The 25,758-nt window shown below is 57.9% G+C and carries 23 protein-coding genes, 1 tRNA gene and 1 riboswitch; of the genes, 8 read left to right on the forward strand and 16 right to left on the reverse strand.

Features of this window, described 5'->3' with window-relative positions:
* Nucleotides 1-69 precede the first annotated feature (69 nt).
* From H2O17_RS10790 to H2O17_RS10850, 13 genes are all read right to left on the reverse strand, one after another.
* A complete protein-coding gene (locus H2O17_RS10790; RefSeq protein WP_182049671.1) occupies nt 70-1,029 on the reverse strand; it encodes a hypothetical protein in 960 nt (319 codons plus the stop codon).
* 42 nt (nt 1,030-1,071) lie between these two features.
* Nucleotides 1,072-1,941 (reverse strand): ABC transporter ATP-binding protein, encoded by an 870-nt coding sequence (locus tag H2O17_RS10795; RefSeq protein WP_182049672.1) that lies wholly within the window; start codon nt 1,939-1,941, stop codon nt 1,072-1,074.
* A complete protein-coding gene (locus H2O17_RS10800) occupies nt 1,941-3,608 on the reverse strand; it encodes an ABC transporter permease (RefSeq protein ID WP_182051054.1) in 1,668 nt (555 codons plus the stop codon). Before H2O17_RS10800 ends, H2O17_RS10795 begins: the two co-directional genes overlap by 1 nt.
* An 11-nt stretch (nt 3,609-3,619) precedes the next feature.
* Nucleotides 3,620-4,708: a thiamine ABC transporter substrate-binding protein gene (locus H2O17_RS10805; protein ID WP_246311248.1), complete on the reverse strand. Its 1,089-nt coding sequence runs from the start codon at nt 4,706-4,708 to the stop codon at nt 3,620-3,622.
* Between the two features lie 41 nt (nt 4,709-4,749).
* Nucleotides 4,750-4,857: riboswitch (TPP riboswitch) on the reverse strand.
* Nucleotides 4,858-4,989: 132 nt separating this feature from the next.
* Complete coding sequence (locus H2O17_RS10810) at nt 4,990-5,253, reverse strand: DUF4235 domain-containing protein (protein WP_182049673.1); 264 nt, start codon at nt 5,251-5,253, stop codon at nt 4,990-4,992.
* A gap of 10 nt (nt 5,254-5,263) precedes the next feature.
* Complete coding sequence (gene mnhG / locus H2O17_RS10815; RefSeq protein WP_182049674.1) at nt 5,264-5,638, reverse strand: monovalent cation/H(+) antiporter subunit G; 375 nt, start codon at nt 5,636-5,638, stop codon at nt 5,264-5,266.
* Entirely contained in the window at nt 5,635-6,189 is a 555-nt protein-coding gene (locus tag H2O17_RS10820) for an MrpF/PhaF family protein (protein ID WP_182049675.1), read from the reverse strand. The genes mnhG and H2O17_RS10820 overlap by 4 nt, the downstream gene beginning before the upstream one ends.
* A complete protein-coding gene (locus H2O17_RS10825; protein ID WP_182049676.1) occupies nt 6,189-6,842 on the reverse strand; it encodes a Na+/H+ antiporter subunit E in 654 nt (217 codons plus the stop codon). Before H2O17_RS10825 ends, H2O17_RS10820 begins: the two co-directional genes overlap by 1 nt.
* Nucleotides 6,839-8,398, reverse strand: coding sequence for a Na+/H+ antiporter subunit D (locus H2O17_RS10830; protein ID WP_182049677.1), 1,560 nt, complete (start codon nt 8,396-8,398; stop codon nt 6,839-6,841). The genes H2O17_RS10825 and H2O17_RS10830 overlap by 4 nt, the downstream gene beginning before the upstream one ends.
* Nucleotides 8,398-8,847, reverse strand: a complete 450-nt coding sequence (locus H2O17_RS10835) for a Na(+)/H(+) antiporter subunit C (RefSeq protein WP_182049678.1) — start codon at nt 8,845-8,847, stop codon at nt 8,398-8,400. The genes H2O17_RS10830 and H2O17_RS10835 overlap by 1 nt, the downstream gene beginning before the upstream one ends.
* Nucleotides 8,844-11,867 carry a Na+/H+ antiporter subunit A gene (locus H2O17_RS10840; RefSeq protein ID WP_182049679.1) on the reverse strand — a complete coding sequence of 1,008 codons (3,024 nt, stop codon included), beginning with the start codon at nt 11,865-11,867 and terminating at the stop codon, nt 8,844-8,846. The genes H2O17_RS10835 and H2O17_RS10840 overlap by 4 nt, the downstream gene beginning before the upstream one ends.
* A gap of 274 nt (nt 11,868-12,141) precedes the next feature.
* Nucleotides 12,142-12,735 carry a dCTP deaminase gene (dcd, locus tag H2O17_RS10845; protein WP_182049680.1) on the reverse strand — a complete coding sequence of 198 codons (594 nt, stop codon included), beginning with the start codon at nt 12,733-12,735 and terminating at the stop codon, nt 12,142-12,144.
* A 180-nt stretch (nt 12,736-12,915) separates the two neighbouring features.
* The gene (locus H2O17_RS10850) at nt 12,916-14,049 is read right to left on the reverse strand and encodes an o-succinylbenzoate synthase (protein ID WP_182049681.1); all 1,134 of its coding nucleotides are present in this window, start codon (nt 14,047-14,049) and stop codon (nt 12,916-12,918) included.
* 37 nt (nt 14,050-14,086) lie between these two features.
* Between H2O17_RS10850 and menD the strand changes: the two genes are divergently transcribed.
* Nucleotides 14,087-15,811, forward strand: a complete 1,725-nt coding sequence (menD, locus tag H2O17_RS10855; RefSeq protein WP_182049682.1) for a 2-succinyl-5-enolpyruvyl-6-hydroxy-3-cyclohexene-1-carboxylic-acid synthase — start codon at nt 14,087-14,089, stop codon at nt 15,809-15,811.
* A gap of 54 nt (nt 15,812-15,865) precedes the next feature.
* Here the strand turns inward: menD and H2O17_RS10860 are convergent, their stop codons facing one another.
* Nucleotides 15,866-16,294: a hypothetical protein gene (locus H2O17_RS10860; RefSeq protein ID WP_182049683.1), complete on the reverse strand. Its 429-nt coding sequence runs from the start codon at nt 16,292-16,294 to the stop codon at nt 15,866-15,868.
* 361 nt (nt 16,295-16,655) lie between these two features.
* Nucleotides 16,656-17,951 carry an isochorismate synthase gene (locus tag H2O17_RS10865; protein WP_182049684.1) on the reverse strand — a complete coding sequence of 432 codons (1,296 nt, stop codon included), beginning with the start codon at nt 17,949-17,951 and terminating at the stop codon, nt 16,656-16,658.
* Between the two features lie 222 nt (nt 17,952-18,173).
* On the opposite strand from H2O17_RS10865, the gene H2O17_RS10870 reads away from it, so the two are divergent.
* From H2O17_RS10870 to H2O17_RS10885, 4 genes are all read left to right on the forward strand, one after another.
* Nucleotides 18,174-18,247: transfer RNA gene (locus tag H2O17_RS10870), tRNA-Gly, on the forward strand.
* 472 nt (nt 18,248-18,719) lie between these two features.
* Nucleotides 18,720-19,157: a (deoxy)nucleoside triphosphate pyrophosphohydrolase gene (locus H2O17_RS10875; RefSeq protein ID WP_182049685.1), complete on the forward strand. Its 438-nt coding sequence runs from the start codon at nt 18,720-18,722 to the stop codon at nt 19,155-19,157.
* Between the two features lie 307 nt (nt 19,158-19,464).
* On the forward strand, nt 19,465-20,577 hold the full coding sequence (locus H2O17_RS10880) for a hypothetical protein (RefSeq protein WP_182049686.1): 1,113 nt from the start codon (nt 19,465-19,467) through the stop codon (nt 20,575-20,577).
* A gap of 45 nt (nt 20,578-20,622) precedes the next feature.
* A complete protein-coding gene (locus tag H2O17_RS10885) occupies nt 20,623-21,444 on the forward strand; it encodes a YwiC-like family protein (protein WP_281363052.1) in 822 nt (273 codons plus the stop codon).
* 208 nt (nt 21,445-21,652) lie between these two features.
* Here H2O17_RS10885 and H2O17_RS10890 read toward each other — a convergent pair whose 3' ends face one another.
* The gene (locus H2O17_RS10890) at nt 21,653-22,726 is read right to left on the reverse strand and encodes a histidinol-phosphate transaminase (RefSeq protein ID WP_182049688.1); all 1,074 of its coding nucleotides are present in this window, start codon (nt 22,724-22,726) and stop codon (nt 21,653-21,655) included.
* Nucleotides 22,727-22,844: 118 nt separating this feature from the next.
* Here H2O17_RS10890 and H2O17_RS10895 point away from each other — a divergent pair, with 118 nt between their 5' ends.
* The 3 genes from H2O17_RS10895 to purB all read left to right on the forward strand — a co-directional run bounded on the left by H2O17_RS10895 (nt 22,845) and on the right by purB (nt 25,481).
* Nucleotides 22,845-23,453, forward strand: a complete 609-nt coding sequence (locus H2O17_RS10895; protein WP_182049689.1) for an HdeD family acid-resistance protein — start codon at nt 22,845-22,847, stop codon at nt 23,451-23,453.
* Nucleotides 23,454-23,563: 110 nt separating this feature from the next.
* Nucleotides 23,564-23,947 (forward strand): phage holin family protein, encoded by a 384-nt coding sequence (locus H2O17_RS10900; RefSeq protein ID WP_182049690.1) that lies wholly within the window; start codon nt 23,564-23,566, stop codon nt 23,945-23,947.
* Between the two features lie 88 nt (nt 23,948-24,035).
* On the forward strand, nt 24,036-25,481 hold the full coding sequence (gene purB, locus H2O17_RS10905; RefSeq protein ID WP_182049691.1) for an adenylosuccinate lyase: 1,446 nt from the start codon (nt 24,036-24,038) through the stop codon (nt 25,479-25,481).
* Nucleotides 25,482-25,758: the final 277 nt, after the last annotated feature.

The following is a 25,758-nucleotide window of genomic DNA, read 5'->3' on the forward strand; positions in this document are numbered from 1 at the left end:
CGGCCACTCTATGCGCCATCGCAGTGACGAAGTGCGGTGAGCGTCGCGCTCATGCGTGTGCCGCTCGGCTCATCCACGTGCCGTCAAAAGCGCTTTGGTGCTGCTGCCCAAACCTCGCACATCGAATGCCACAAGGCGTTCCACTTCTCGGAAACCTTCGGATAAGCAGATGCCTCTGACCTTGGCGTCACAGCCGCCTAGGATCATTTCGACACTGCGCATTCGCTCCCCGCGCAGCCGCTCAAGGAGGGCAACCACTGTCCCTCTGAGATAACCCCGGCCACGGCTCCCTCTGAAGATGCAGATCCTCCAGATCTTGGCGTCATTGCAGTCAACTTCATACCAGATTCCGCCAATGACAACGCCGTCCACGCAGATAGAAAGCAGTTCATGCCCTGGCATCGACATGCAATCTTCGATAGCTGGTGTTGGGGAATCTGCAACCATAGCAAGGGTTGATTCCGGATGAATACCTGTCACCCTGTCATGTTGCTCGGAGATCTCAAGCGGATCGCTGATCCACATGGCGTCGTCGGCAGCACGTACGCGGGCCAAGAAAGTACTCACCTCGTTCATGAACATTCCCCGCAGGCGCACCACAGGTACTCGACCAATCAAAGGGGTTCTATCTTCTGGGAAAGAGGCCCACAGCCTCACCTCAAGATCGCGGCTGGCCAGCTTGTTGAGGAAACTAAGCGATGAATCCCCCGCACACACCCGAGTGACAATTTCTCGATCCCCTGCGTGTATGCGCAGAGCTTCAATCCAATCTGCGGCGTCGCCCGCCGTGCGGCCGGCGACCAAGCGCAGAGGGTTTCCTTCACGGAGCCACAGCCATTGGCTGCATTCCTCATCCACTAGGACTTTTGACTCACGCGGAAGGCCAACCCGGAACTGATCGAGTTGCTTGGACACAAATGCCGCACGAGATTTGGCGTTCAGAAGCCCCGCATTAATGCGGATATCTGCCATGTGCTCGGCGGCCAAGGGCGCCCATTGAGCCACTTGTAGGACTTCGATTTCGCTCACTCGCACCCTCCCACTGTAAGGGACTTAAGTCTCAGGTGCCACTTAGTGAGACGAACCATGCTCCTTGAGTGCCACTACGACTTCATCCCCCACTTCGCCGCGCGCATCCGGAAGGTCAACTTCCGAACGATCCAGCACGACCCGCACCCCTCCACCAGGCAGTTTTCGCACAACGATCGCGCGAACGGTGGGAATGGCTCTCAGAAAACCCTCGGCCTCTGGGACAGGGTGTCCATAGAGTTCGGACATAGTTCCCACTTGGACAACCCGGCCATCACGCATGATCGCCACCCGATCCGCCACAGTGAAAGCCTCGTCATGATCGTGCGTAACATACACAGCAGCAGTACCAGCTTGTGTCAGAATTCGCCGCAGCTCCACAGAGAGCTCCTCGCGCAGGCGGCGGTCTAGGGCCGATAGGGGTTCGTCCAGCAACATGATGCGCGGGCGTGGTGCCAACGACCGCGCCAGTGCCACCCGCTGAGCTTGGCCTCCCGAGAGCGTTGTGACCGCACGTCCCGCGAACCCAGCTAGCCCAACAAGTTCAAGCCATTGGGCAACTTCCTGATGGACAGCCGCTCGCGATCTCCCACTCCGCTCGATTCCGTATGCCACGTTCTGGCCAACTGTTCGATGCGGAAAGAGCTGCGGCGATTGGAATACCATCCCACAGCCCCTCCTGTGCACTGGGATCCCCGCTGTATCTTCACCCTGAATGAGAACGTGCCCGGTAGTTACCTCTTCCAGCCCAGCAATTCCGCGCAGCATTGAAGACTTCCCGGATCCTGAAGCCCCGAGCAGCGCAAGGATTTCGCCCGGTTCCACCTCCACACTCACGTCGTGGACCGCCTCGTAACCGTCTGCATATGTGACGGTCACATGTGTGAGGGATAGAGCTGAACTACCGGCCATCAGGCTTTCCTTCCCGCTGCGCGCGGCTGCAAAGCCTCGCATATTGCCATGACGCCAGCCGTCACCACCGCAAGTATTACGGCACCCGCCATCGCCATTCCGTAGTTGTCTGCTCCTGCTCGGCTGAGCAAGCGCGCAATGACCACCGGTAACGTCAAATAGTCAGGAGAAGCCAGAAAGCTTGTTGCTCCGAACTCACCGAGCGAGATCGCGAATGCAAATCCCACAGCTAATCCCAGACCTCTCAGCATGAATGGCCCGTCCACTGTTGCGATGATTCTGCCCGGTCCTGCACCCAATGTGGCGGCGGCTTCCCGTAGCTGCGGATCGATCGCACGCAAGACTGGAACTAATGAACGCACCACCAACGGTAATGCCACCACGGCCTGTGCCAGTGGCACCAGCCACGGGCTGTTAGCTAGGTCTAGCGGGGGGCCCTGTAGCGTCACGAAGAACCCGAAACCCACGGTGACCGCTGAGACTCCTAACGGAAGCATCACAGCGGAATCTAGCAGCCGTTGGCTGCGGGCGAGCGCGGGGTTGCGTACGCGCCGGGAGAGGACCAGTGCCAATGGCACCCCTATAGCCAGTGCGATCCATGTGGCATCGGCAGCGATTCTCACGGAATGATTCATCGCTTCCAACACCGTAGTTCCGCCCGAGAACCCTTGGCCAGACGTCGCGAGCAAGCGATAGTTCTCCAAGGACCACGCCCCGTCTTTGCGCAGAGAACGCACCACGAGCGCCACCAGTGGCGCAGCCACGAGAAATAGCACGACGACGAGTGTTGCCACCAACGCTGGAATGTCACTTCGACGAAGGCGATGAGCCCCGCCTTCGTTCATCGAGAGAGCCGCCTCGCTGCCTGTTTGAGCGCGCCGCGATACCACCATCGCTACTGTCACAATTCCAAGTTGCAAAAACGAAAGAACGGCAGCCGTGCGCAAATCCAAGTACGTGGTTGTCTGCACCCAGATCTCGGTCTCAAGGGTTCCGTAGCCGGGTCGCCCAAGAGTTTGGACAATACCGAAGGCAGTCGAACAAAACAGAAACACGAGACTGGCACCGGACGCAATGGCTGGCCCTAATGCAGGAAGGGTGACTGTGAGCCACGTCCGGGCTGGACCGGCTCCCAATGTGCGTGCCGCATCCACCGAACGCGGATCCAAGCTTGCCCACATCGTTCCAACGGTCCGTACTACGACGGAAAAGTTGAAGAAAACCATCGCGAGTACAACCGCGGTCGTGGTCCCATCCAGTCCGAGGAATCCATATGCACCGTTATTGTGCAACAGTGCGCGGAAGGCTACGCCCACCACGACTGTTGGTAGAACAAACGGAACCGTTGCGACTGATCGCAAGATCCGGCGCCCCGGGAACTCACAACGATAGAGAATGTAGGCCCCAGGGATCCCCAGCAGTACTGAAAAGAATGTACCCGCCAGTGCCATCCACACCGTCTGCCACACAATGCGCCACGTTCGCATCGATCCGAGCACGTCGCGGAATGCAGAGAGGTCAAATCCACCGTCGGAGATAAACCCACGAGCCAACATGGTTGCGACGGGCCAAAAGAAGAAGACAGCTAGGAATGCTACAGGCACCGCAGCGGCCAGCGTCCACGCCATGCGCGGCCACATCATGCCCTTGCGGTGCCTGCTGATCATCACGAAATCGCCTAGTTGCCCTGGGCTTCGTAGACCGTAGTCCAATCCTTAATCCACGCCTCGCGGTTGTCTGCTACGTCACGCAGATCCATAGTGAGGGGCGCATCGGTAAGAGTTGCATACTGTGCCCATTCGGCGGGCAACTCGATGCTCGTATTGATTGGGTACATGTACATGCTCTCAGGGAGTGCGGCTTGGACGTCATCGGAAAGCATGAAATCAACGAAAGCCTTGGCGCCGGCCTCATTGGCGGCACCCGCCACGACTCCGGCGTACTCAACTTGGCGTGTGCACGTGCCTTCGATGGACCCGGTGGCACCAGCAGACTCCGCAGGAGACGATGAATAGGAGACTACGAGCGGGTAGTCGCCCTTGCCATCAGCGCCGGAGAAATCGGTGTAGTAGGCGTCTGACCAGCCCGCATCAACCTTCGTGCCGTTGGCGAGGAGATCTGACCAATAGGACTCGAAGCCATCGGTTCCCTGATCTGCGATCGTGGCAATGAGAAATGCCAGCCCAGTGGCTGACGTTGAGGGATTCTGCGCCACCAAGAGTGGTGCATACTCCGCAGTGGCCAGATCGGCAATCGTGGTGGGTGCTTCCACTCCGTTCTGCTCAAACCAGTCATGATCCACATTGACGCACACGTCGGCCATATCGATGGGGTTGAGGGAATCCTCAAGCACATCGTCCGCCGCAGAATCCGGCACCGCCGAGGAAACGTAGGATTCGAACACGCCTTCATCCAACGCGGTGTAGGCCGAGTAGCCATCGACACCGTATGCGGCATCAACGCCCGGATTGTCCTTAGTCAGAATAAGTTGGTTAACTACGCCAGCATCGCCAGCCGAACTCGTAACCAGCTTGTACCCGGTTTCATCCTCGAACTGTTGGATGAGTTCATCGGGCAGCGAGAATGAATCGTGCACCAGCACGTTGACGGTTCCGCTTCCCGACGACGATTCCGTATCGGAACTCTGATCACTTGCCGAGCACGCAGTTGCTCCGAATGTGACCAGTGCGGCGGCGCTCAGCGCAACTGCGCGGCGGCGTGAACGTGCGTGAGAAGCTGGCTTTGCAGCAGGAATATTGGACTTCACTATGCCTCCATTACTGGAGGGCTCATCAAGCCGGTGCTGGATGAGGAGAGAACTCGACTCCCTTCGCCGGCACTACCCGGATCAGGTTCGAGGGTCTGCTTTCGCACTCTCAGCGTCGCTTCTCATGCGACGCTCCCCTGTCGTGATTCCCATCTTAGTCTGGGTGTAGGTCCCAAAGAAAACTGGACTAGATGGCAAGAACCGGAAACTCATCCGGGCCTTTCACAGCGAGCATTGGCAACAACTCACCTCAGGCGGCCCAAGTCCAACGAATGCGCGCCTCAGGCGGCCGAGCCGTCTGACTTCGCTGTGTTCAAGCCGTACCACTTGGCGGTGCGGCGCATAACAACCTGATTGACCACTGCGGCAACGGTTGACGAAACCACGGCAAACACGATCGCGTCGCGTAGCGGTTCCGTGAGATCGTCCCCCTTGGGGCGCGACTTGTGGAAGGCGGTGTGCCAGATAACGTCCACTATCTTGTTGGCGACGACGCCAGAGACAAGGCTCGCACCGACCGTCATGACTTTCCAACCAACGTCCATTGAGTTCTCCTTATTTTGGGGTGTTGCCATTATCCCCCGGATCAACATTCAGGCGGAGGTCTTCACCCAGTTCGTCTGCCACTAGGTTATCTGTCTGGACCCGTCCAGTTCGATAGGCAGCTCGGGAAAGCATATGCGCGGAGATCGGTGCCGTGATCAGCATGAAGGCCACCACCAACAGCATCGTCCACGTCATGGTGGCTTCACGTACCAAGAGTGCGGTTCCGAGCAGGTTAAAGATCAAGGAGAGCACCTGCGGCTTTGTGGCCACATGTTGCCTCGAGATCACATCCGGGTATCGAGCAATTCCGACCGCTGAAATCAGGGTGAGCAAGCATCCGGCAAAGAGGAAGGCTCCTGCGATGACGTCTAGGAAATCGTTCACTGGTTCTCCTCAGGCTGAGCGGTCCACTCCTGGCCAGAATCTGGTCGGTTATCGAAGGAACCCTTCGACTGACCTTCAGAAGGTTTCCCAGACGGTCGCTCACGCCAGATCGCCATGTTGGCGTAATGCTCGCCAATATCGACGAGTGGGCCAACGTGGAAATCACCAGCGGTCTCATCAACGGACTCTGCGTCGACGTCGACGTCGTGAACCACTTGATCAGCCTCATCGGCAGCTTCTTCAGCTTCCTTCATCAGACGGTCCTCTTCAAGCGTGAGGATGCGCCGGTACTCTGGGCTCTCCATTCGGGCAGCACGCGAGATTGCCACCGAACCGAGGAAACCTACAACGGAAACCACTACGAACACCGCTAGCAAATCGGAGCGGCGAGTGACGGCTGCGAGTAACGCCAGTGCTCCAAGGAGGATTGAGGTCATCACGTCCACACTGACCATACGATCAAGTGTGGTGGGGCCCTTCTCAACTCGGTATAGCACCAGGACCGCAGCGATGAAGAGCATCGCTGCACATATAGAAACAAGCCAGATCATCAGTCCTCCTGCAGCTCAAGTCCCGCTATAGAAGGAACTGGAAGCCGCCCAGATGTGGTCGACCATCCCGGAACGAAGCCTGATTTGAGGAGTTCATTGCGTGAGGCGAATGCCCGCAGAATCCGTTCCTCGAGGTCAAGGACCGCTGCGTGGGCCGCGTCCAAGCCACCGGCTAGCTCCACATCGAAGATGTGTACGTACACCATGCCCGAAGTCTGGTCGGCGTCAACAACAACCGATCCAGGTACCAGTGCCGTCATACCCGCAGTCATAGCAAGGTAGGCATCGGAGTTGGACCGAAGGTGTACGCGAATGATCGCACTATTCGGGTACTTACCTCGGACGATGAACCACGTCTGCTGCCATGAGGCCTTGAGCAAATCCCACACGAACACTACCGCCAGCCATGCGAGCGCCTTGGGCCGGAAGCGGCCATCAAACCGAGCAGTTGGGAACGGGGCAACAGTTGTGATGAGGAGTGCCAAGCCAAAGCCGGAGAGAATGTTGCCTGGGGTTACATCGCCCCAAAGAAGCACCCAGACAATCGTGATCCACAGAATCGTCCCGAGTGAAGCATGAGGGAAACGCCCTGGACGTTGAGTGGCGATGCGAATTGCATCGCTCGCGCTCCGCTTTCCTCGCGGGTTTCTCATGGCGTCACCTCCTTTGTTGCGCCATTATCCTCCACGGCATCCGTCGAGATACCATCCCCACGTTCGTTTGCTTCAGGAAGAACCGAAGAAATGTAGGGGGTACGCGCCTCCAATTGGTCTGCTGCTTCATCCGTGAATGTGCGCAACGGCCCGGCAACAATCGTCAAGGCAAGTGTCACTGCCACGAGCGAAGCTGCTGCACCCGTCATGCCATTGGGGCACTCCTGTTCCTTGAGGGGTTCAGGTGCTTCCTGCCAGAAGGCCATGTTCCACACACGAATAACCGCATAAAGCGTCAAAAGGGATGTGACGATCCCGGCAGCAATGAGAGCCCAGTCAATTGCAGTTCCACGCGACGCAGAAGCTTCCATCAGCCCGATCTTTCCCAAGAAGCCGGACATGGGTGGAATCCCTGCCAAGTTGAGCGCTGGGATGAGGTACAGCGCTCCGATGAGTGGAGCTGCCTTTCCAAGTGAACCCAACTTGATCAGTGATGTGGTGCCGCCCTTGCGTTCGATAAGGCCCACCACCAAAAACAGTGCGGTCTGCACAGTGATGTGGTGAACTGCGTAGAAGATGGTGGAGGAAAGCCCATCTTGGCCGTTCACCGAGATACCCCACACCATGTACCCCATATGGGAAACAAGGGTGAAGGAAAGCAGACGCTTCACATCCTGTTGTGCCACTGCACCGAGGATACCCACCACCATGGTCGCGATGGCCACCAGCGCCAGCACAGTATCCAGCTTGCCGTCTGGGAATAGCAGAGTCTGAGTCCGAATGATTGCGTAGATGCCGACCTTAGTCAGCAAGCCGGCAAACACCGCGGTCACGGGCGCCGAAGCAGTCGGATAGGAATCTGGAAGCCAGGCTGAGAGTGGGAAGATGGCGGCCTTGATACCAAATCCGATCAGAAGCATGACTTGAAGGATCAGCCTCATCCCCGGATCGATCTCTGGCAAACGGAGTGCGAGCTGGGCCAGGTTCACAGTGCCGCACGCAGCATAGATCAGGCCGATCGCAGCCAAGAAGATCGTCGAGGAGACCAATGAGACGATGACATACACGGTGCCCGTGCGCATCCGCTCATGGGTGCCACCCAAGGTAATAAGAACAAATGAGGATGCCAGCAGAATCTCAAACCCAACGTACATGTTGAAGAGGTCGCCGGAAAGGAACGCATTGGATACGCCAGCGGAAAGAATAAGGAATGTTGGGAAGTAGATGGCGGTTGGTGCCGCCCTGTCACCATCAGCAACACCCTGCGCGATCGAGTACAACAGAACGATGATGGTAACTGTCACGGATGTGACAAGCATGAGTGTGGAAAGCCTGTCAGCCACCAGACTGATTCCAACGGGTGCTGCCCAGTTGCCAACGTTGAGAACCACCGGGCCGCTCGTCGAGGCTATGAGAAGCACAATCGCAGCGGCTAGGACAAGTGACAAGAGCGCGACCGTGACGATCGACTGCATCTTTCGGCTCTTGAACACAAGCAGTAGCCCAGCGCCAAGCAACGGAAGCGCGATGGGGAGCGCGAGAAGCCCTTGAAGCATTAGGAGATGCTCCTTTCTGCTTCGTCCACATCGTCATGGAACTCTGCCGCGGCTTCGGTAATGTCCTCTTCTCGTTCTTCGCGAGCCTCTGCCGCGTTTCGGCGCGCTACAGCGCGATCCTCGCGATCATCACGCACCTCATCGTTGTCGCGCAGCTGCCACGAACGGTATGCCATTGCAAGCAGGAATCCAGTCAGCGCCAAAGTGATAACAATCGAGGTGAGCATCATCGCCTGAACCAACGGGTCAGACATGTCCTCTTGATCGGCTCTACCAACAAATGCCGGTTCTCCGGATCTGCCTCCTGCAATGAGAAAGAGAATGTTGATTCCGTTGGACAGAGCCGCGATACCAAGCACAATCCTCGAAAGCGAGCGTTCCAAGATGAGGTACACCCCCACAGCCACAAGGACGCCACACAGAATAATGAGAGCCAAGGAACTTATCATTTCTCTTCCTCCCACGCTGCGAGCATTTCTTGCATCTCGGCCTCGTCACGAACAGCTCGGCGTTCGTCGTCGGACGCAGTCAAGGTGAAGTGGTCCTGATTGTCTAGACCCTCGATCTCACCATGACGATCGATTTCGCCTCCCAATGACCGCAGAATCTCAAGGCACAGGCCGACGACGGCGAGGTAGACACCCACGTCAAAAACCAGTGCCGTAGCTACATGAATATCACCAAACCACGGCAACGTGAAGTCGAACATGACCGTCTGCATGGGAAGCCCGCCGAACAGCACAGGAACAATCACAGCACCCGTTGCGACGATGAGGCCGCTGCCCATGAGATGAGCTGGAAGTACAGGAAGCGCCGCGCCCAGTTCGAACCGGCCACCTGCTAGGTATCGCAGCGCCAGCGCAATGCCAGCCAACAAACCTCCGGCAAAACCTCCGCCGGGAGCGTTGTGCCCCGAGAAAAGGAAGAACAATGAGACGGCGAAAATCGAGTAGAAGACTAGCCGCGTGCCCACCGCGAGGATGACAGGTACAGAATCCACACCGCGCCGCACCACCGTGGAAAGCCACGAGGTAGTTCCAGGTTGGCGCAGCATAGGAACCTTCTCGCCTTGCTTGTGCGATTCGGAGAACTGGTGTCCGCTCAAGACCGTTGCCAGACGTGCTCGTAGCGCTGAGTCCATAGGGCCGATGACATTCCGGAGGCGATCCGTGCGCCCATGGGCATCACGGACGAAGAGCAGCGAGGCAATTCCGATCGCGCACACGACCAGAACAGACGTTTCACCAATCGTGTCCCATGCACGAATATCCACCAACGTGACGTTAACGATGTTCTGGCCGTATCCGAAGCTGTAGGCCTCATCGGGGAAGAGCTTGGAGATCGGCTCGTGGATCCGGGTGCCCGCCGCTATTGCCGCAAGTGTTGAGAACGCCGTCCCCATCAACACCGCAATGATCATCCGGGATGTTCGGGCCCCGCGCAGCGGCCGATTAGAGAAGTATGGCGGGAATCTGCGGAGAACCAGAACGAAGATCACCAAGGTGACAGTCTCAGATAGGACCTGCGTGAGTGCCAGGTCGGGTGCGCCATAGAGCTCATAGATGAGGGCCACACCGTAGCCTGTCACGCCCATCAGAAGTACGGCCTTCATTCGATGGCGCGACCTCGCGGCCAAGATTGCCGCGAGTATCGTCACCGCAGCCGTGCCAGCCTGTGCGGGAGAATCCCACAGACGGACGGAATCCGGGAGTGAGACGCCACCTAGAACGAAGGCAATTGCGAGCGAGACCAACGTGACCATGAAGATGGTGGTCAAGTACGCGGGTAGAGATCCACGTTGGGTCAGGCCAGTGACGAATCCTGAGAGGCGTTCAAGTTGGCGTAGCAAGCCGTTGAAGATGGACTCTGCACGGAGTGCGGAGGTGTGGGCCTTCGCAAAGGACTCGAAACGTGGCCACACAGCAAAGATTGCGAAGCCCACCACGAACACGATGATTGTGACGAAAAGCGGCGTACCAAATCCGTGCCAGAGTGCCAAATGGCTGTGTTCTCCTGGGTTCAGGTTCGCCTGCAGTTCCAGAATCGGACTCCACCTAGAGCTCAGCACGCCAAGTAGCAGACCTGCAATCGAAAGAACGGCAACCGGGCCGGTTGTGAGAATCGAACCGCGGTAATACCTGATCTTCTGAACGCCAGGTTTAGTGGCAAAGGCTCCCCACCAGAATCTGGCGCCATACGCGACCGTAAGTGCAGAACCCACGGCGATAGCAACCCATGTAATCGTGGAGTGCGTATCCCCTCCGATCAACGCGCCAAAAGCTTGTTCCTTCGCAACAAAGGCTCCAAACGGTGGCAAGCCCACCATGGAAGCCGTCGCAAGACCAGCAAAGACTGCAATCGCAGGCATCGCTCTTCCCGCGCCGCTCAGTTCGCGCAGATCACGCGTTCCAAACGAAGCATCAATGATGCCAACTGTCAGGAAGAGCGTGGACTTGAAGAGTGCATGTGCGCACAGCAACATGAGCCCGGCCAACGCCACCTCAGAGTCTCCGTAGCCCACCATTATTGTGATGAGGCCGAGCTGGGAAACAGTTCCGAAAGCTAGGACCAGCTTGAGGTCATTCTGCTTGAGGGCACGATACCCACCAATGAGCAGGGTAGTTACGCCCGCCACCGTGACCATCCACTGCCACTGGGTCAGGTAAGAAAGGCCGGGGGCAAGCCGCGCCACCAAGTACACGCCTGCTTTCACCATGGCGGCAGCGTGAAGGTAGGCAGAAACAGGCGTGGGAGCTGCCATGGCCGCTGGCAACCAGAAATGGAAGGGGAACAGGGCCGACTTTGAGAAGGCACCGATCAACACAAGTACGGCTGCCGCTGGCAACAAGGCGCCTTGGCCTGCGCCAAGGCTACCTGCCTGGGCGGATTCCACAATGCCCGCCAAAGAGTATGAGCCGCCGTTCATCTCACCGAGCATGATCAGCCCAACCAGCATCGCCAACCCACCAGCCGTGGTGACGATGATTGCTTGGCGCGCCGCGCGGCGTGAGCTACCGCGCCCTGAGTAATGGCCGATCAGGAGGAATGAGAAGACGGTGGTCAGTTCCCAGAACATGTACATGATCAGGGTGTTGTCCGTTATAACAAGGCCCAGCATTGCGCCTGCAAATGCCAGGAATACTCCAGCGAATCGCCCGAGGTGGGAAGCTGACTTGCGGAAGTAGCGCGCCGAGTAGAGCAGAACTAGCGAACCCACACCAGTGACCAGCAACGCCATGACAGTGCTGAGGGCATCCACCCGGAAGTCTAGCGACAGGCCAATCTGAGGAAGCCAGCGCACCGAACTGACGTAGACCTCGCCATTGATCGCTTGCGGGACTTGGAGGATGAACCAACCACATGCAATAGCAGGGATGAGCGCAAGGATCACAAATCCTGTACGCCCCTTAGACATGATCGCAGGCGCGCAAAGTGCCCCAATAAAGAACAGGGACAACAATACGAGCATCGATCACTCCTCGGTGGCTAGGTAGATTCGGACATACCTAGACCAGTGGATGATAGTTCAGGGAAACACGTGCATCATATCAGGTGGTAGTAAAACTGCCCCCATCTGTTTGATGAACGTCCGCCGCGGGCTTAACACTTCAGATTGCGAGCTTACCGCCCCAAATAGTTGGTTTGACGTTTCGAATAGTTGGTTTGACGTTTCGAATAGTGGGTTTGACGTTTCAAATGGCGGACCCAGCGCCCCAAGTTAGGGGTCTCTCGCCTCCGGAAAGCTAGTCGATCTCCTTAGAGCCCACATCCACCCGGTGGAAGTTCTGGAACGAACGCGAAGCCGTTGGCCCGCGCTGGCCTTGGTAGCGGGACCCATGCGCACCACTGCCATATGGGTTCTGGGCCGAAGAAGACAACTGGAAGAAGCACAACTGGCCGACCTTCATGCCTGGGTACAGCTTGATCGGCAACGTAGCGGTGTTAGAGAGCTCTAGCGTGACGTGCCCCGAAAAGCCAGGGTCAATGAAACCAGCGGTTGAATGTGTTAATAAACCCAACCTGCCCAAGCTTGACTTACCCTCCAAGCGCGCGGCGACGTCGTCGGCAAGGGTAACCGTCTCAAACGTCGAACCAAGAACGAACTCACCGGGGTGAAGCACAAGCTCCCCATCGGCAGAAACGTCAATTAGCCGCGTCAGCTCCGGTTGGGGAGCAGCAGGGTCGATCACGGGGTACTTGTGGTTGTCGAACAACCGGAAGAACCTATCCAAATGAATGTCCACAGATGACGGCTGGATCATCTCTGGGTCCCATGGATCCAGCGTGATGCGGCCGGACTCAACGTATGACTGAATGTCACGATCAGAAAGAAGCACGGTTCGATTCTGCCAGTTCTTCGTGTCCCTTGAGACAACATGGACGTATACGTGCGGAATCTACCTTCGGCGGGTCGTGGCCGCGCTTCTGAACCAAGCGGGCTAGTGCGTTCGGTAACCTCCATAGTCACGCAGCAGGCTAAAGAGGGCATAGGCGGCGGCATCTGCCCTGTACTCGCGCTATTGAGGCGGTTTGCGGCTCAGCAGATCAAAGCAGGAGGTCACTCGAGAAGCCCACCATGCGCGCCGATCCGCCGCAGCTTCAAACCGTGCCAGTTTCTTCGGTGACGGAACTGGCCACCCGGGCACCGTGCGAAAATCCCGTACGTGACCCGGCAATGCTTGCACCGAATCATCGCTTGTTTCGCCGACGACGTCGCCCGCAAACAGTGCGCCCGTACCCAGACCGCAAGCGTGATCTAGGTGCGGTAGCGCCGCAGCTACCCGCGCCCCAAAAGCGATTCCCACTGCCGTATCAAGGGCAGAGGAGACCACCGTGGGCAGACCCGTGGACTCAACAATGCTGAGAATCCTATGCGCGCCTCCAAGTGGTTGTGCCTTGACGATGATGAGGTCGGCGGCTCCGAGCGCCGCGACCCTCAGTGGATCGTCTGACTTCCGAATGCTCTCGTCTGCCGCAATCGGAATGGCGATCTTGCGTACTGCGAGTTGCTCGCGAAGCTCAGCAAGCTCTTCCACAGTTCGGACCGGTTGCTCCACATACTCGAGGTCGAAAGGTTCGAGGATGGCCAACGCGTCCAGCGCATCGGGCAGGCTCCACAACCCGTTCACATCAATGCGGATGCGTACTTCATCCCCCGCGAAGGAACGAAGCGCCTGAAGGCGGGCGATGTCAGCTTCAAGAGTGGTGTTCTTTCCCGCCACTTTGACCTTCACTGTATGAAGGTTCGTCAAATCTCCGTAGCGCTCCATAACCAGCGGGACCTCGGCTGGGCCCACAGCAGGAAGTGTGGCGTTAACTGGAATACTATGCCGCAATGGCTGGGGCTGTGGGAGCCATCCGGCGTCCAGCGCCGACGCAAGCCATGTGCTTGCCTCAAGAGGTTCGTATTCTAGGAATGGCGAGAATTCCACCCAACCGTTGGGTGCCTCGAACAACGCAGCTTCACGGACCGTCACACCGCGAAACTGAGTGTTCATCGGGATGGACACCACTCGCATCGTTTCCAACAGGTCCGCAAGAGTGGGCTCCTGCGCGGCGTGTGCGTGCTCCGTGAGCACGGAATCCAAAGGAGTTCGATCGCCGCGTGTGTGCTCTAAGGCCACGCGAGGGACGGGAGTGTGCTCGGCCATGGTATCTACGGTACGCCCGCGCCCTATGATTGCTGACATGCCCATCCAGCACCGATCCGAACTCTCCCCTTCCCCTGCTGAACCCGCTCCATCCCCCACTGAACCCGCTTCTTGTGCATCGAGCGAGTTTGCTGTGGCCCTGTTGGTGGCGCTTGTAGAAGGCGGAGTACGACATGTGGTGGTAAGCCCCGGTTCGCGTTCACAGGCCCTTGCCTTGGCTGCAGCGGAACTGGAGCAAGCCGGGATCATTGAACTACACGTGCGCATTGATGAACGCGATGCCGGCTTCTTCGCACTCGGAATCGGGATGGCCAGCGGCCATTCCGCGGCCGTGATCACCACATCCGGCAGCGCTGTTGCGCACCTTCTACCCAGCGTTATGGAAGCCTCCCGCACCGGGATTCCGATGGTGCTTCTTACGGCGGACCGCCCTGCGGCTCTGCGAGATACGGGCGCAAACCAAACCACCCACCAGAGCGGGATCTTCGATCCGTTCACAGTGGATAGCAGCGATACTTCTCCGGACGTCTACGAGGCGAACCCAGTAGCGGCGGCCGCCAAGCTGGCTGGCCGGATCCTTGGCAGCGGCACTGGCACATCCGAACTGGTTGCCAACGGCGCACCGGGTCCCGTGCATGCCAACATCCAGTTCGTGGAACCGCTTTCCGGGCCTCATTCATCCATTGATCACATCCAACACGAGCTTCAGGCGTACGCGGCAGATGGTGCCACGGCCTCTTCAGCCCACCCTCCCATCAGGCAGGTGGACTCCGCCAGCACCGTGGTAATTGCTGGATTTCGTTCCAATCCTGCTGTCGCGGAAGCTGCAACATACGCTGGTGTTCCTGTGGTGGCGGAAGTGACCTCAGGTTCGCGCGCGTGGCACAGCGTGCCCAATTATCGTGACTGGCTGGCCGCTGGTGCGGACGGACGGAACACCCTCGTTGTCTCCGGCTTGCCGAACCTCTCCCGGGAGGTATGGGCAATTGCTTCCCGGCCAGATGTACAGCTCATCACCGTCACTCAACCCGGCAGCGAAGCCTTCTCTCCGGGGCACCGCGCCGAACTCACTTCCGGTGTGACGTTCCATGGCGGCGATGGCGGCAGCCAAGTTTCAACAAGCTCGGGTTCGGCTGCCACGCCTGGTTCCGATGCGCCCGCGGATGTGGCTTCAACCTCGACCGCCACACCATCCTCACCCTCGTTCTCTGGGCCCGAAGGTTCGATTGGGCGCGACGACGTCGTCGACCTCGTATGGGGCTCAAGCACCGGTGGCGACGCGATCTACATTGCCGCATCCAATATGGTGCGGGTTGCGGACAAACGGGTTGGTGCCAGCCCGGTACCTGTTTACTCGCATCGCGGACTCGCTGGAATTGACGGAACGATTGCCGCCGCGATTGGCGTGGCACGAGTGGCCGAATCGGTACAACCGGGCTGTCTGATTCGCCTGATCATTGGAGACCTCGCATTCGCACACGACGTGGGGGGCCTTTTACTCCCAACCGGCGAGGAGTTTCCGAACCTGCAGATCGTGGTAGTGAACGATCACGGCGGTTCCATATTCGATGGGCTGGAGGTAGCCGCCAGCGAACCTACCTTGTACGAGCGGGTGGTCCGCACACCATGTGATCTGAACGTTGCCAACGTGGCCGCAGCATATGGCTGGGAGTACACCTTGGCGCAGAGGCCATCCGAGCTATGGGCTCGGCTCGCCGATCGCAGGCCAACGATCATCGAAATACCTATGGCGACCGTGTGAGGAATGCTCCCAGAGCCTCGAATACCTCCAAGCGGACATCGGAGTCAGTCTTCTCTACTCACTGGAGACCTGTTCAGCCTTCACGACTCCCTCGCCAATGATCTCGCCAGTGAGATTGACATAGGTAATACGGCGATCAGGTTGTCCTCCTATCACCTCCCACCGCCACGTCAGATCAGACTCTTCTGTGACTCCGATTAGCTCAAGTCCGTGATCGCCACAGGCAGGAGGATCCGAATCCACCGCAGACAGGCAAAGCTTTGCGGATTCAGTTCCAGTCAGAATCAAAAGCGCCTCAGTGACTTCAATATGAGTTCCAATCGGCAATGCGATCACTTCTTCATAAGAATCCACCTGCACTGCAGTTGCCGACGGACTTGGCTGAACTTCCGTGCTCGAATCGCAGGCACTACCAGCGGCAATAACCATAAAAATCGCCGCGAAGAATGCAGCCCACCCCACACTAAACTTGTGACTACACATGGTGCTGTCCTTCATCACACTCGCGGTTCAGATCATTCATCAGGGATAGAAATCTATGAATTGCGCTTTCTGCTAGTTCTTAGTGTAGCTAGGCCCGGAAGTGAGTGTCATCGTTCTCAGGAGAGTCCATTATGTGCTCTTGCAGAAGCAGATGCTCCCGTATCTTTGTGACGATTAGACCGATCGAGTGAATGTGAATATACAGAACCTGGCCGATCGCGCAGTGGCGCCGTGCTGGCATCAGAATATCCAAGATCAGAGGTCAAGTCCCACGTGCGAAACGGTCAGCATCGCTACCTAGACAATTGAGCCAGCCATCCAAAGCTGCCGGGTCACTTCGATTGCGATTGAATGCCAACCGTTATTCAGCCAAGGCGTCACGGATGGGCGCCAGTTTAGCCTCGGTTTCCTCGAACTCGTCAGCGGGTACGCTTCCCTCCACGATTCCGCCTCCTGCCCATGCAGTCACAGTGTTGCCCCGAAGCTGCGCCGATCGAATACCAACTGCCCATTCGCCGTCGTCGGAAGAATCAAGCCAGCCAACGGGACCGGCGTAACGTCCACGATCCTCGATCTCCAAAGCGCTAATGGCATCCAAAGCGGCCGTGCGTGGGACGCCCGCCACGGCGGCGGTCGGGTGTAGTTTTCCGACGACGTCGAGTAGGTCCGCTTCTCGCAATGTGGCGGTAATATCTGTGGCTAGGTGCCACACGTTAGGCAACTCCAAAACCTTGGGGCCGTCCACGGTGGAACCTGTAGCGCACTCGTCAAGGACGTCAACAACACTTCGCACGGCAAACTCGTGTTCGTTCCGTTCCTTTGCATCCGTCATCAGGGAGACAACTGGAATCTGATCTCCGGAAGTGCGCGGCTGCGTGCCTGCCAAGACTCGCGTATGAAGGTGACCTGAGTGAACCTCCACCAAAGTTTCGGGACTGGCACCAAAGAACCCGTCCACTGCATATACCCAACATGTAGGGTACGTGCGTGCGAGGTTGGCCAGTACCGACCGTGCGTCGAACGCCTCGCCGGCCGGTGCACTCGCAGTGCGAGCCAGCACGACCTTCGAAAGCTGGTTCCGGGAGATCAGGTCAAGAGCTTGTGCCACTGCACGCTCGTGATCCTCCCGGATTTGTGGGCTTGCCGTCAACACGATGCCCGGATCGGGCAGGGGCGCGATCTCTGCAGCCGCCAGCGTCTTGACCTGCAGCTCAAGCTCATGTGCCTCGACCGCCTTATCCTCCGCTGCCCAGACGCGCGTGGCCCAGAATTGACCATCCTTGTGACCCACAAGGAGTTCCGGCACGATAATGACGCTGCTGGTTGGTGATTCGTCAGCGAAGGCGAAGCTAGAGAATGCACGGACTCTGGCCTGCGCAATAACGTTAGATGATTCGGATACGTGTTGTACCGAAGCACTCACGGCAGATGTAACGTGGCTGCTGAGATCCGCCCACGTACTCGCCGCATCCGAGAAACGATCGGAACCTGAGAACTGAAGCGTGAGCAAACGTCCGCGGCCAACCATCCAGTTGCCCTCACGCCACCACAGCAATGGGTCGGCAGAATCAAGGAGATGGAAGGGGTTCAGGCGCTCCCACACCTCCTGCGGGAGCGCAGAATCCGGGACGATGGTCCGTGAAAACAATTCAAGCACGCATCCGAGCATAAGCGGGGGTGGGCCAAACGTGCGATTCTCCAGACGCAGAGGCGACGAGTCCCACAGCGGCTCAGCCTCATGCACTCAGCCACATAACAGCATGACACCAACCTACAGACGTAGAACTCGACCATGGAAACTGAGGACATAGCTCTTGACTGGCGCTTGCCTCCATTTTGCTGAGGTGCCAACGTAACGGTAAGGTAGGGGGCACGCCTTGCGGGCGTAGTTCATCGGTAGAATGGAAGCTTCCCAAGCTTCAGAGGCGGGTTCGATTCCCGTCGCCCGCTCCACTGTATCGTTAGCATGGGTCCACTTTCGGCCTAGGCAGAAGCTAAGGAACACTAGCAGGGGCATCGCTCTCGTATTCACAACTCACTCGTGCCAGAGCGCTCTACCGAACAGATTGTGGCAGCTACCAGCTGTCAGGCGTTGGAATGGTACGCACGGATTTCGCGAGACAAGCAATCACTAGGCAAACAGTCTCTATGGCGATCACCAGAACAATGCCAACTCTAAGACCAGCTAGATGGAGCAGCGTGCTAGAAATGAGGGCCGCCGCGGAAACTGGTAGCCCAACGATAAGTGAGGCGGCCGCCCACTCAGTTATGACTCCTATGCACGGAACCTCCCTTATCCGATCACGAGTGCCGTGTACTAACAGACGTCCCTTATCCGGATGTCCACGAGTCACATTGATATCATCCAACAGGCGTGCGAAAGCATGTTGCAGACCGAACCAGTCACGAAAGCAAGAAGATTTGTATGGCGTCTACGCGGATCGTCGTCGGGGCAGCAATTGTTGACTCACTACACAATCCAACCCAACTACTTGCCGCACAACGCTCATACCCACCAGGCCTCGACGGATTATGGGAATTTCCCGGCGGAAAAGTCGAAGATGGGGAAACACCTGAAGCCGCTATCCGCCGCGAGATCCATGAAGAACTTGGCGCTGCCATTGTGCTGGGTGCCCGCATAGCCTCTCCCTCCGCCTCGGGCGATTGGCCACTGCCTGGAGGGAATAGCTACATGCGCCTCTGGCTCGCGCAGATTGATCCGCAAGGCCCACATGCAAGGGCCGGTTCGAGCCACAGGCAGATTCGTTGGATTGATGCCGACGCCGCCGCCGCGCTCCCGTGGCTCCCCGGCGACCTTCAGATTCTGCCGAGTCTTGCCAAGGCCCTCCAACGGTGCCCGTAGCAAGTTGCTGGGCGGCGTGCCCTGCACAAATACGGCATCCTGCCATCCGGCCCGCGTGGGTAGCCAATAGCTGCTACGGTGAAACGCATCTATTGGACGCGGCGGTGTTACTAGGGCCACACCTTCCATAACAGTTTGGTTGCTTTTCCTGTAAGTGTGATGCGATGGCTTTCCGAAGGATATGGGATTGGGTAGCGTGAAATGGTTGCCAACTTGGCGGCCTTCGCCGAAGCGGCGCCAGCTACCAGAAGACAATCGGCCGAAATGGCTCAACCGGCCCAACCGGCCCTGACGACGGGAAAGCTTCATGACTGCACCAGATGAGAATCAGGAAGGGAACCCTCAGCTGCCTTTTGGCCAGCAGGGTGACGGCCAGCCGTCTGTCCCTCAAGAATCTGGACAGACCGAACAGTTCCCCACCGGCCAGTCGTATCCCGCAGGTCAACCGTATCCCCCAAACGGGCAGTCCCAGCCGCCGATTGACGATACACAGCGTTCCGGATTCTTCAACTACCCCTCCATGACTGATAGTGGGCAGCAGAGCGCATTCACACGCGGGCCTTTTGATCAAGGAAACTTCCAACACAGCAACGGTTCCGGCATGAAGCCTCCCTCACGAGCCCCTCTCAACTTCATGATCTTCGCGGGTTTCGTGCTGGTGATTGTGATTATGGGTATCTTCATCTTCAGGGTGTTCCGGATGGGCCAAGAAATTGCCACATCGGATAACTCCGACTCCACCTCATCACTCTCGACCCCAGCCACCGATTCCAGCGGAGATGCCGAAGAGACAACCACGGTGGATCAGGTCGCAGAAGCACGCGCCGCCGTCGTCGCCCTTTCAACGGATCCCACATGCACGAACGTCTCAGATGCCACTACGCCTATCATCGCGCTGGCCTCCGTATCCAATGAATCGAGCGATTCCACCGTCATTACGGATGCACTTGCGGCACTGAGCGAGAAGTGCGGAGCGGACTTCACCATTGAGCTGCAGGACGGCCTCACAACCGACTCCGCACCAACAAGCCTTCGAACTCTTGCCAGCGATACCAGCTGGTGGTATCTCCAGAAGGCCGCACCAGAAGATGCCGTGAGTGTCCAGGATTTCACCACTCAGGCCAACAATATTCGTTGCGTTTTTGGCGACGACGACGTCGCGTGCTCCATCTATGTGTATGACTACGTTTCGCCAACTGGATGCGAAGGACGTACTGCCACGTATACGCTCGGCCGAACAGGAGATGTGCTCGCCGACTGCGAATCAGAGCTCAATGCGACCACCGTGCTCGATTACGGAACAACGGTTGAATACAACGGCTTCGCGTGCACATTGGACCAGACAACGGGAATCGAATGCTGGAGTGAACTCTCAGGTCACGGTTTCCAACTACGCCGCGCTGCTGGAACAACCTATTAGGCTTAATCGCTGCGGTGAGAAGATGAGAGCTGGGTTGGGAGATTAATGGGGCGCGCACAAGGCACGCGTCCCAGCAGACGCGCCCGGCATTCGGGGTGGGTTCCCACCTACCACGGTGCTTGGAGCATGATTACTATCCCGCCGCTCGTTGGAATCATCGAAGGCGGCTGGCGTTGGGTGCATCTGCCATTCCTCGCCACCTGGTGGTTGGGCTACTTTTGCTTCTTCGCGGCTTCACTCTGGCTGCGGTCGCACGGCAAGCGGCGGTACCTCAGACCAGTCGTGGTGTATGGAGCGGCGTCCGCCTGCTTCGGAATGGTGACCGCACTCTCCGAACCTGAAATCCTGCGGTGGGTTCCCGTTTTTCTACCGCTCGTAGGGCTTGCGGCGGGGGCGGCATGGCTTCGAAAAGACCGTTCGGTGTGGGCCGGGTTCGTCACCGTGGCTGCAGCCTGCCTCACACTCCCAGTTACGTGGGACATCGCAACGGCAGGCACATCAGGTTACGCCACAACACCCCTAGTGTGGCTGCATACTCTATTGTTGTTCGGCTACTTCGCGGGCACAGTGCTTTACGTTAAGACGAACATCCGCGAACGCGGTTCAGTTCGATACCTCACCGCTTCTGTAGCGTGGCACGTTTCTTGGTTAGTACTTGTCATCATCTTTGTTCTTGTATCCAGTACCAGTGCCACCGGCTTTGCACACCCGCTCTCTGCGTGGAACATTCTGGTATGGGCAGGGCTCGTAGTTCGCTCCATCGGAGTCCCAATATATGACGCGCGGGTGCGGCGAGTTCCCGTTAAGGCAATCGGTGTGGGTGAGCTGGTTGCCTCAGCCCTTGTAGCTGTGGCATTAGTCGTGTGATCCCACTGCCTCCAACTCGCGAACGAATACTTGTGTGAGAAGCCCTCGGCTCATGCCCGCGCCAGTTTAGTCAAAGGCGTGCCATGGCAGGGAACGGTAGATGAGAATTGGGGCCGGTGGCCGGGGTCATCAGGGCCGGTAGCCCGGGTCATCAGGGCCGGTAGCCCGGGTCTAGACAGGTAACTCGAGTCTGAAACAGACAAGCCAATCAAGCTTGGCGGAGGCGCTGAAGAGCACGGAGCACGCGAAGCGAGCCACGTGGCTCCGCCACGCTTACGCGAACGCCTTCAGATCCGAAACGGCGAACAGTCACGCCTTCCTCGTTGCACAGCTCCTCGAACATAGCGGAGTGCTCCCCCAGCGCAAGCCACAAGAAGTTTGCCTGAGAGTCTGGCACGTTCCAGCCCTGCACCTTCAGTGCAGCCACAAACTTCGTCCGTTCGGCCTTGATCACCTCAACCTGCTCGCGGACCAGCGGCTGCGAGCGCAGTGCTGCACTCGCAGCCGCCTGCGCCAACGCATTCACACCGAAGGGCGTCGAAATGGCACGTAGCCCCGCGGCCATCGCTGGGCATGTGAGTGCATACCCGCACCGCAATCCCGCCAGCCCATATGCTTTAGAGAAGGTATGGAGAACAACAAGGTTCTCATAGGCCAGCAGTAGCTCACGTGAGTTGACCTTGTCTGCCATCTCGACGAAATCAATGTATGCCTCGTCAAGAATGACCGGAATAGTTGGCGGAACCTCTGCAAGGAATGCTTGGACCTCCGTGTGGGTGAGCGAGACTCCGGTTGGGTTGTTTGGAGAGCACAGCAAGATCGCACGCGTGTTGGATGTGATCGCACCAACCATCGCCCGAAGATCGTGGCCACCATCATGCCTGAGCGGCACCTTGACCGATACACCGCCTGCACTTTGAATGGCAATTGGATACGCCTCGAATGACCTCCATGGCAGCACGACCTCTCCACCTGGAGTCACAACGGCTTGAAGAATCTTCTCAATGATCGCGGTGGAACCGTTGCCCACCACAATGCCATCGTCTGGCCATTCACAAAACGCTGCGATATCGGAAACCAACCGTCCAGCGTACATGTCCGGGTACCGGTTGAGATCGCCCGCACAAGCTGCAATAACGGCCTGAACCTGCGGAAGTGCGGGAAACGGTGTCTCATTCGAAGCCAGCTTTATGACGTCGTCCCTAGAACCCTTCTTGCCAGGGACATAAGCGGGCAGTGAAAGCACTTCTGGACGGAACCACATCTGGTCAGCATTCTCCATACCTCTAGTGTGCCGCCTCTTGCCAGTCCCTGGCCCACTTCGTCCACAAACCTGCGACCGCGTGGCCCCTTGCAAGCACGCTGCCCCCGGATAATCTTGGGGTAAACGAAGGAGCATCATGAGTACACCTACTGAAGAACCGATCGACGCGCTCCAGCTTGCGGCTGAGCGCCTCACTACTTCCGCTATCAAAGTTGTCCGTTCATTGCTTGCCTTCACAGGCATCGTGGCGGTGGCGATGGGCATCATCCTGCTCGTATGGCCAGGAAAAACAATGAAGGTAGTTGCCGTACTCATGGGTGTCTATTTCCTTGTCATCGCGGTGATGAGGTTGTGGGCAGGGATCACCGCCAAAGGACTTCCTGCAGGTTGGCGAATCCTCGATCTCTTCATGGCCCTACTGCTGCTCCTTGGAGGAGTATTCATGGTTCGCAACAGTGCTCTGGCCGGAGCGACGCTTGTGCTCGCAATTGTCATCGTGGTGGGCGTGCTGTGGATCTTTGAAGGAGTCTTGGCACTGGTCGAATCGGGCAAGCATCCAAATTCCGGCTGGTCGATTGCCTTCGGTTTGCTCTCAATCCTTGCCGGCATCATCGTGATAGCCACCCCGTCGTGGTCAGCTGCGGCCCTTTTCGTTTTCACTGGCGTCATGCTGGTCATCACAGGTATCACAGCCATCTTCCGCGCCGTGCGGTTCGGAAAAGAAGCCCTAGCGGCACTCGACTGACGACGATAACTCCACGGCACCACACTGGAGTTCGCTTCGGTGTGGTGCCGTGGGCCATGCTCCCCGGTCTCCACTTACCCCCGCCGCGAGATCAGAACTAGGCTGTGAACATGAAGTTCATCGTGCGTGCCGTTGTTAATGCCTTCGCCTTGTGGGTCTGTGTCCAGTTCCTGACTGGAGTCAGCCTCAGCGCGTCAGGCACGCAGACTCAGCTCATCATCTACTACCTCATAGCCGGCGTCATCATGGCGGTTATCAATGTGCTAGTGCGCCCGATCTTTGTGGTGCTCTCTATCCCTCTCTACATTGTGACGCTCGGTTTGTTCTTCATTGTGATCAATGCACTGATGCTTCTGCTCACTTCATGGGCCACGAGCCACCTGGACATAGGGATAGTTGTGGACAGCTTCGGTTGGGCCATAATCGGCGGAATCCTCATTGGTATCGTCAACGTCGTCGTCGACTGGATACTCCCGGAGAACGTGCGCCGGTAGCACCTCGGACGCGAGCGCTTGCTCACTATTCGATACTCATTGCCGGACTACCTGCCCACATTGTGGTCACACGTGGAAGAATTGCGCCATGAGCTTTGTTTCGCTTGCAGATGTCCAGCCTCCCATCGCCCTTGGTCCGCTTGACGGCCGTTACCGCGGTGCCGCCGCGGTGTTAGTTGACTACCTTTCCGAAGCCGCACTCAACCGCGCCCGCGTACTCGTAGAGGTCGAATGGATCATCTTCCTGTGCAAGAACAAAGCTCTGCCCGGCGCTCCCGTTTTGACCGACGACGACGTCGCCTACCTCCGTTCAATGTGGGAGACCTTCGGGGCGGACGAAATCGCTGAACTCGCCGCAATCGAGGCGGAAACCCGCCACGACGTCAAAGCCGTTGAGTACTTCCTGAAGCGGCGCCTTGACAGCGCCGAAGAATCCATGGGGCACCCAACCACATTGACCGATCTCCACGAGATGGTGCATATCTTCTGCACCAGCGAAGACATCAACAACCTTTCCTATGCCGTGGTTATCAAGGGCGCTATGGAGACCGTGTGGGTTCCGGCCGCCCAAGCGCTCACACAGCAACTCGTGGATCTAGCCAACGCCAACGCGCATCTACCCATGCTCTCCCACACGCATGGCCAGACTGCTACACCCACCACTCTCGGCAAGGAAATGGGCGTGTTTGCAGCGCGTCTCAATCGTCAGCTGCGCCGCATCCGCGCCACTGAGTACCTTGGAAAGATCAACGGCGCCACAGGCACATTTGGCGCCCATGCAGTCTCCGTGCCCGGTACTGACTGGCCTACAATCTCGCGAGGATTCGTTGAGGGGCTGGGGTTGGTATGGAACCCGTTGACAACCCAGATTGAGCCGCACGACTGGCAGGCAGACCTATATGGCGATATCGCGCACTTCAACCGCATTGCGCACAACATCGCCACTGACTTCTGGACCTACATTTCGATGGACTACTTCCACCAGAACCTAGCCGCCCAGGGCTCAACTGGCTCTTCAACAATGCCCCACAAGGTCAACCCGATTCGCTTTGAGAACGCGGAAGCAAACTTCGAGATATCTTCGGCACTTCTCGAATCACTTGCTTCCACGCTGGTCACGTCCCGAATGCAGCGCGATCTTACCGATTCCACTACCCAGCGCAATATTGGTGTAGGCATTGGCCATTCACTTCTGGCCATCGACAACCTCCGCCGCGGCATCACCGGTGTGGATCCAAACCCCACGCGTCTCGCTGAAGACCTGAACAACTCGTGGGAGGTTTTGGGCGAACCCATCCAGCAGGCGATGCGGGCTGCCCAGATTGCGGGAGCAACCGGGATGGCTAACCCGTATGAACGGCTCAAGGAGCTCACACGTGGGCGCTCCGTCACAGCATCTGATATGCGTGAGTTCATTCTGGGCCTCGGGCTTCCCTCAGAACTTGAAGCTCGCCTTGTTGAACTGACGCCCGCCACCTATGTGGGTCTTGCTCCCCAATTGGTGAGAGAATTCCTTTCCAACACACAAGCCTGAGTCCTGATCCGCCAGCTGAATTCGCGCAAACTCAAGGCAGGCTGCCCGCAACAGCACGCAGAGTTCTGTTTTCCTCTAAGAGCGATGAGACGCAGAGATAGTGGTCTTGGCCAGCAATTCTTGAAAGACTGAAAGCAGCTACGCCCAACCGCCTCGGGATCACCGCAGGCCGGAAGAAGGAAACACCTCTGCTTTCACTACTAACTGCCTCCACAATTCCCCACGCCTCACACGCCGGCGCCACTCTTGCCAGCCTCACAGCAAGCGCGCAGAACGC

Source organism: Changpingibacter yushuensis, assembly GCF_014041995.1.
In the GTDB taxonomy this organism is placed as follows: domain Bacteria; phylum Actinomycetota; class Actinomycetes; order Actinomycetales; family Actinomycetaceae; genus Changpingibacter; species Changpingibacter yushuensis.

Coding starts and splice junctions, on each gene's coding strand:
- H2O17_RS10795 (WP_182049672.1), bottom strand. CDS start 1,941: ATGGCCGGTAGTTCAGCTCTATCCCTCACACATGTGACCGTCACATAT.
- H2O17_RS10800 (WP_182051054.1), bottom strand. CDS start 3,608: ATGATCAGCAGGCACCGCAAGGGCATGATGTGGCCGCGCATGGCGTGG.
- H2O17_RS10810 (WP_182049673.1), bottom strand. CDS start 5,253: ATGGACGTTGGTTGGAAAGTCATGACGGTCGGTGCGAGCCTTGTCTCT.
- H2O17_RS10820 (WP_182049675.1), bottom strand. CDS start 6,189: ATGATCTGGCTTGTTTCTATATGTGCAGCGATGCTCTTCATCGCTGCG.
- H2O17_RS10825 (WP_182049676.1), bottom strand. CDS start 6,842: ATGAGAAACCCGCGAGGAAAGCGGAGCGCGAGCGATGCAATTCGCATC.
- H2O17_RS10830 (WP_182049677.1), bottom strand. CDS start 8,398: ATGCTTCAAGGGCTTCTCGCGCTCCCCATCGCGCTTCCGTTGCTTGGC.
- H2O17_RS10835 (WP_182049678.1), bottom strand. CDS start 8,847: ATGATAAGTTCCTTGGCTCTCATTATTCTGTGTGGCGTCCTTGTGGCT.
- H2O17_RS10840 (WP_182049679.1), bottom strand. CDS start 11,867: ATGCTCGTATTGTTGTCCCTGTTCTTTATTGGGGCACTTTGCGCGCCT.
- H2O17_RS10850 (WP_182049681.1), bottom strand. CDS start 14,049: ATGGCCGAGCACACTCCCGTCCCTCGCGTGGCCTTAGAGCACACACGC.
- menD (WP_182049682.1), top strand. CDS start 14,087: ATGCCCATCCAGCACCGATCCGAACTCTCCCCTTCCCCTGCTGAACCC.
- H2O17_RS10860 (WP_182049683.1), bottom strand. CDS start 16,294: ATGTGTAGTCACAAGTTTAGTGTGGGGTGGGCTGCATTCTTCGCGGCG.
- H2O17_RS10875 (WP_182049685.1), top strand. CDS start 18,720: ATGGCGTCTACGCGGATCGTCGTCGGGGCAGCAATTGTTGACTCACTA.
- H2O17_RS10880 (WP_182049686.1), top strand. CDS start 19,465: ATGACTGCACCAGATGAGAATCAGGAAGGGAACCCTCAGCTGCCTTTT.
- H2O17_RS10885 (WP_281363052.1), top strand. CDS start 20,623: ATGGGGCGCGCACAAGGCACGCGTCCCAGCAGACGCGCCCGGCATTCG.
- H2O17_RS10890 (WP_182049688.1), bottom strand. CDS start 22,726: ATGGAGAATGCTGACCAGATGTGGTTCCGTCCAGAAGTGCTTTCACTG.
- H2O17_RS10895 (WP_182049689.1), top strand. CDS start 22,845: ATGAGTACACCTACTGAAGAACCGATCGACGCGCTCCAGCTTGCGGCT.
- H2O17_RS10900 (WP_182049690.1), top strand. CDS start 23,564: ATGAAGTTCATCGTGCGTGCCGTTGTTAATGCCTTCGCCTTGTGGGTC.
- purB (WP_182049691.1), top strand. CDS start 24,036: ATGAGCTTTGTTTCGCTTGCAGATGTCCAGCCTCCCATCGCCCTTGGT.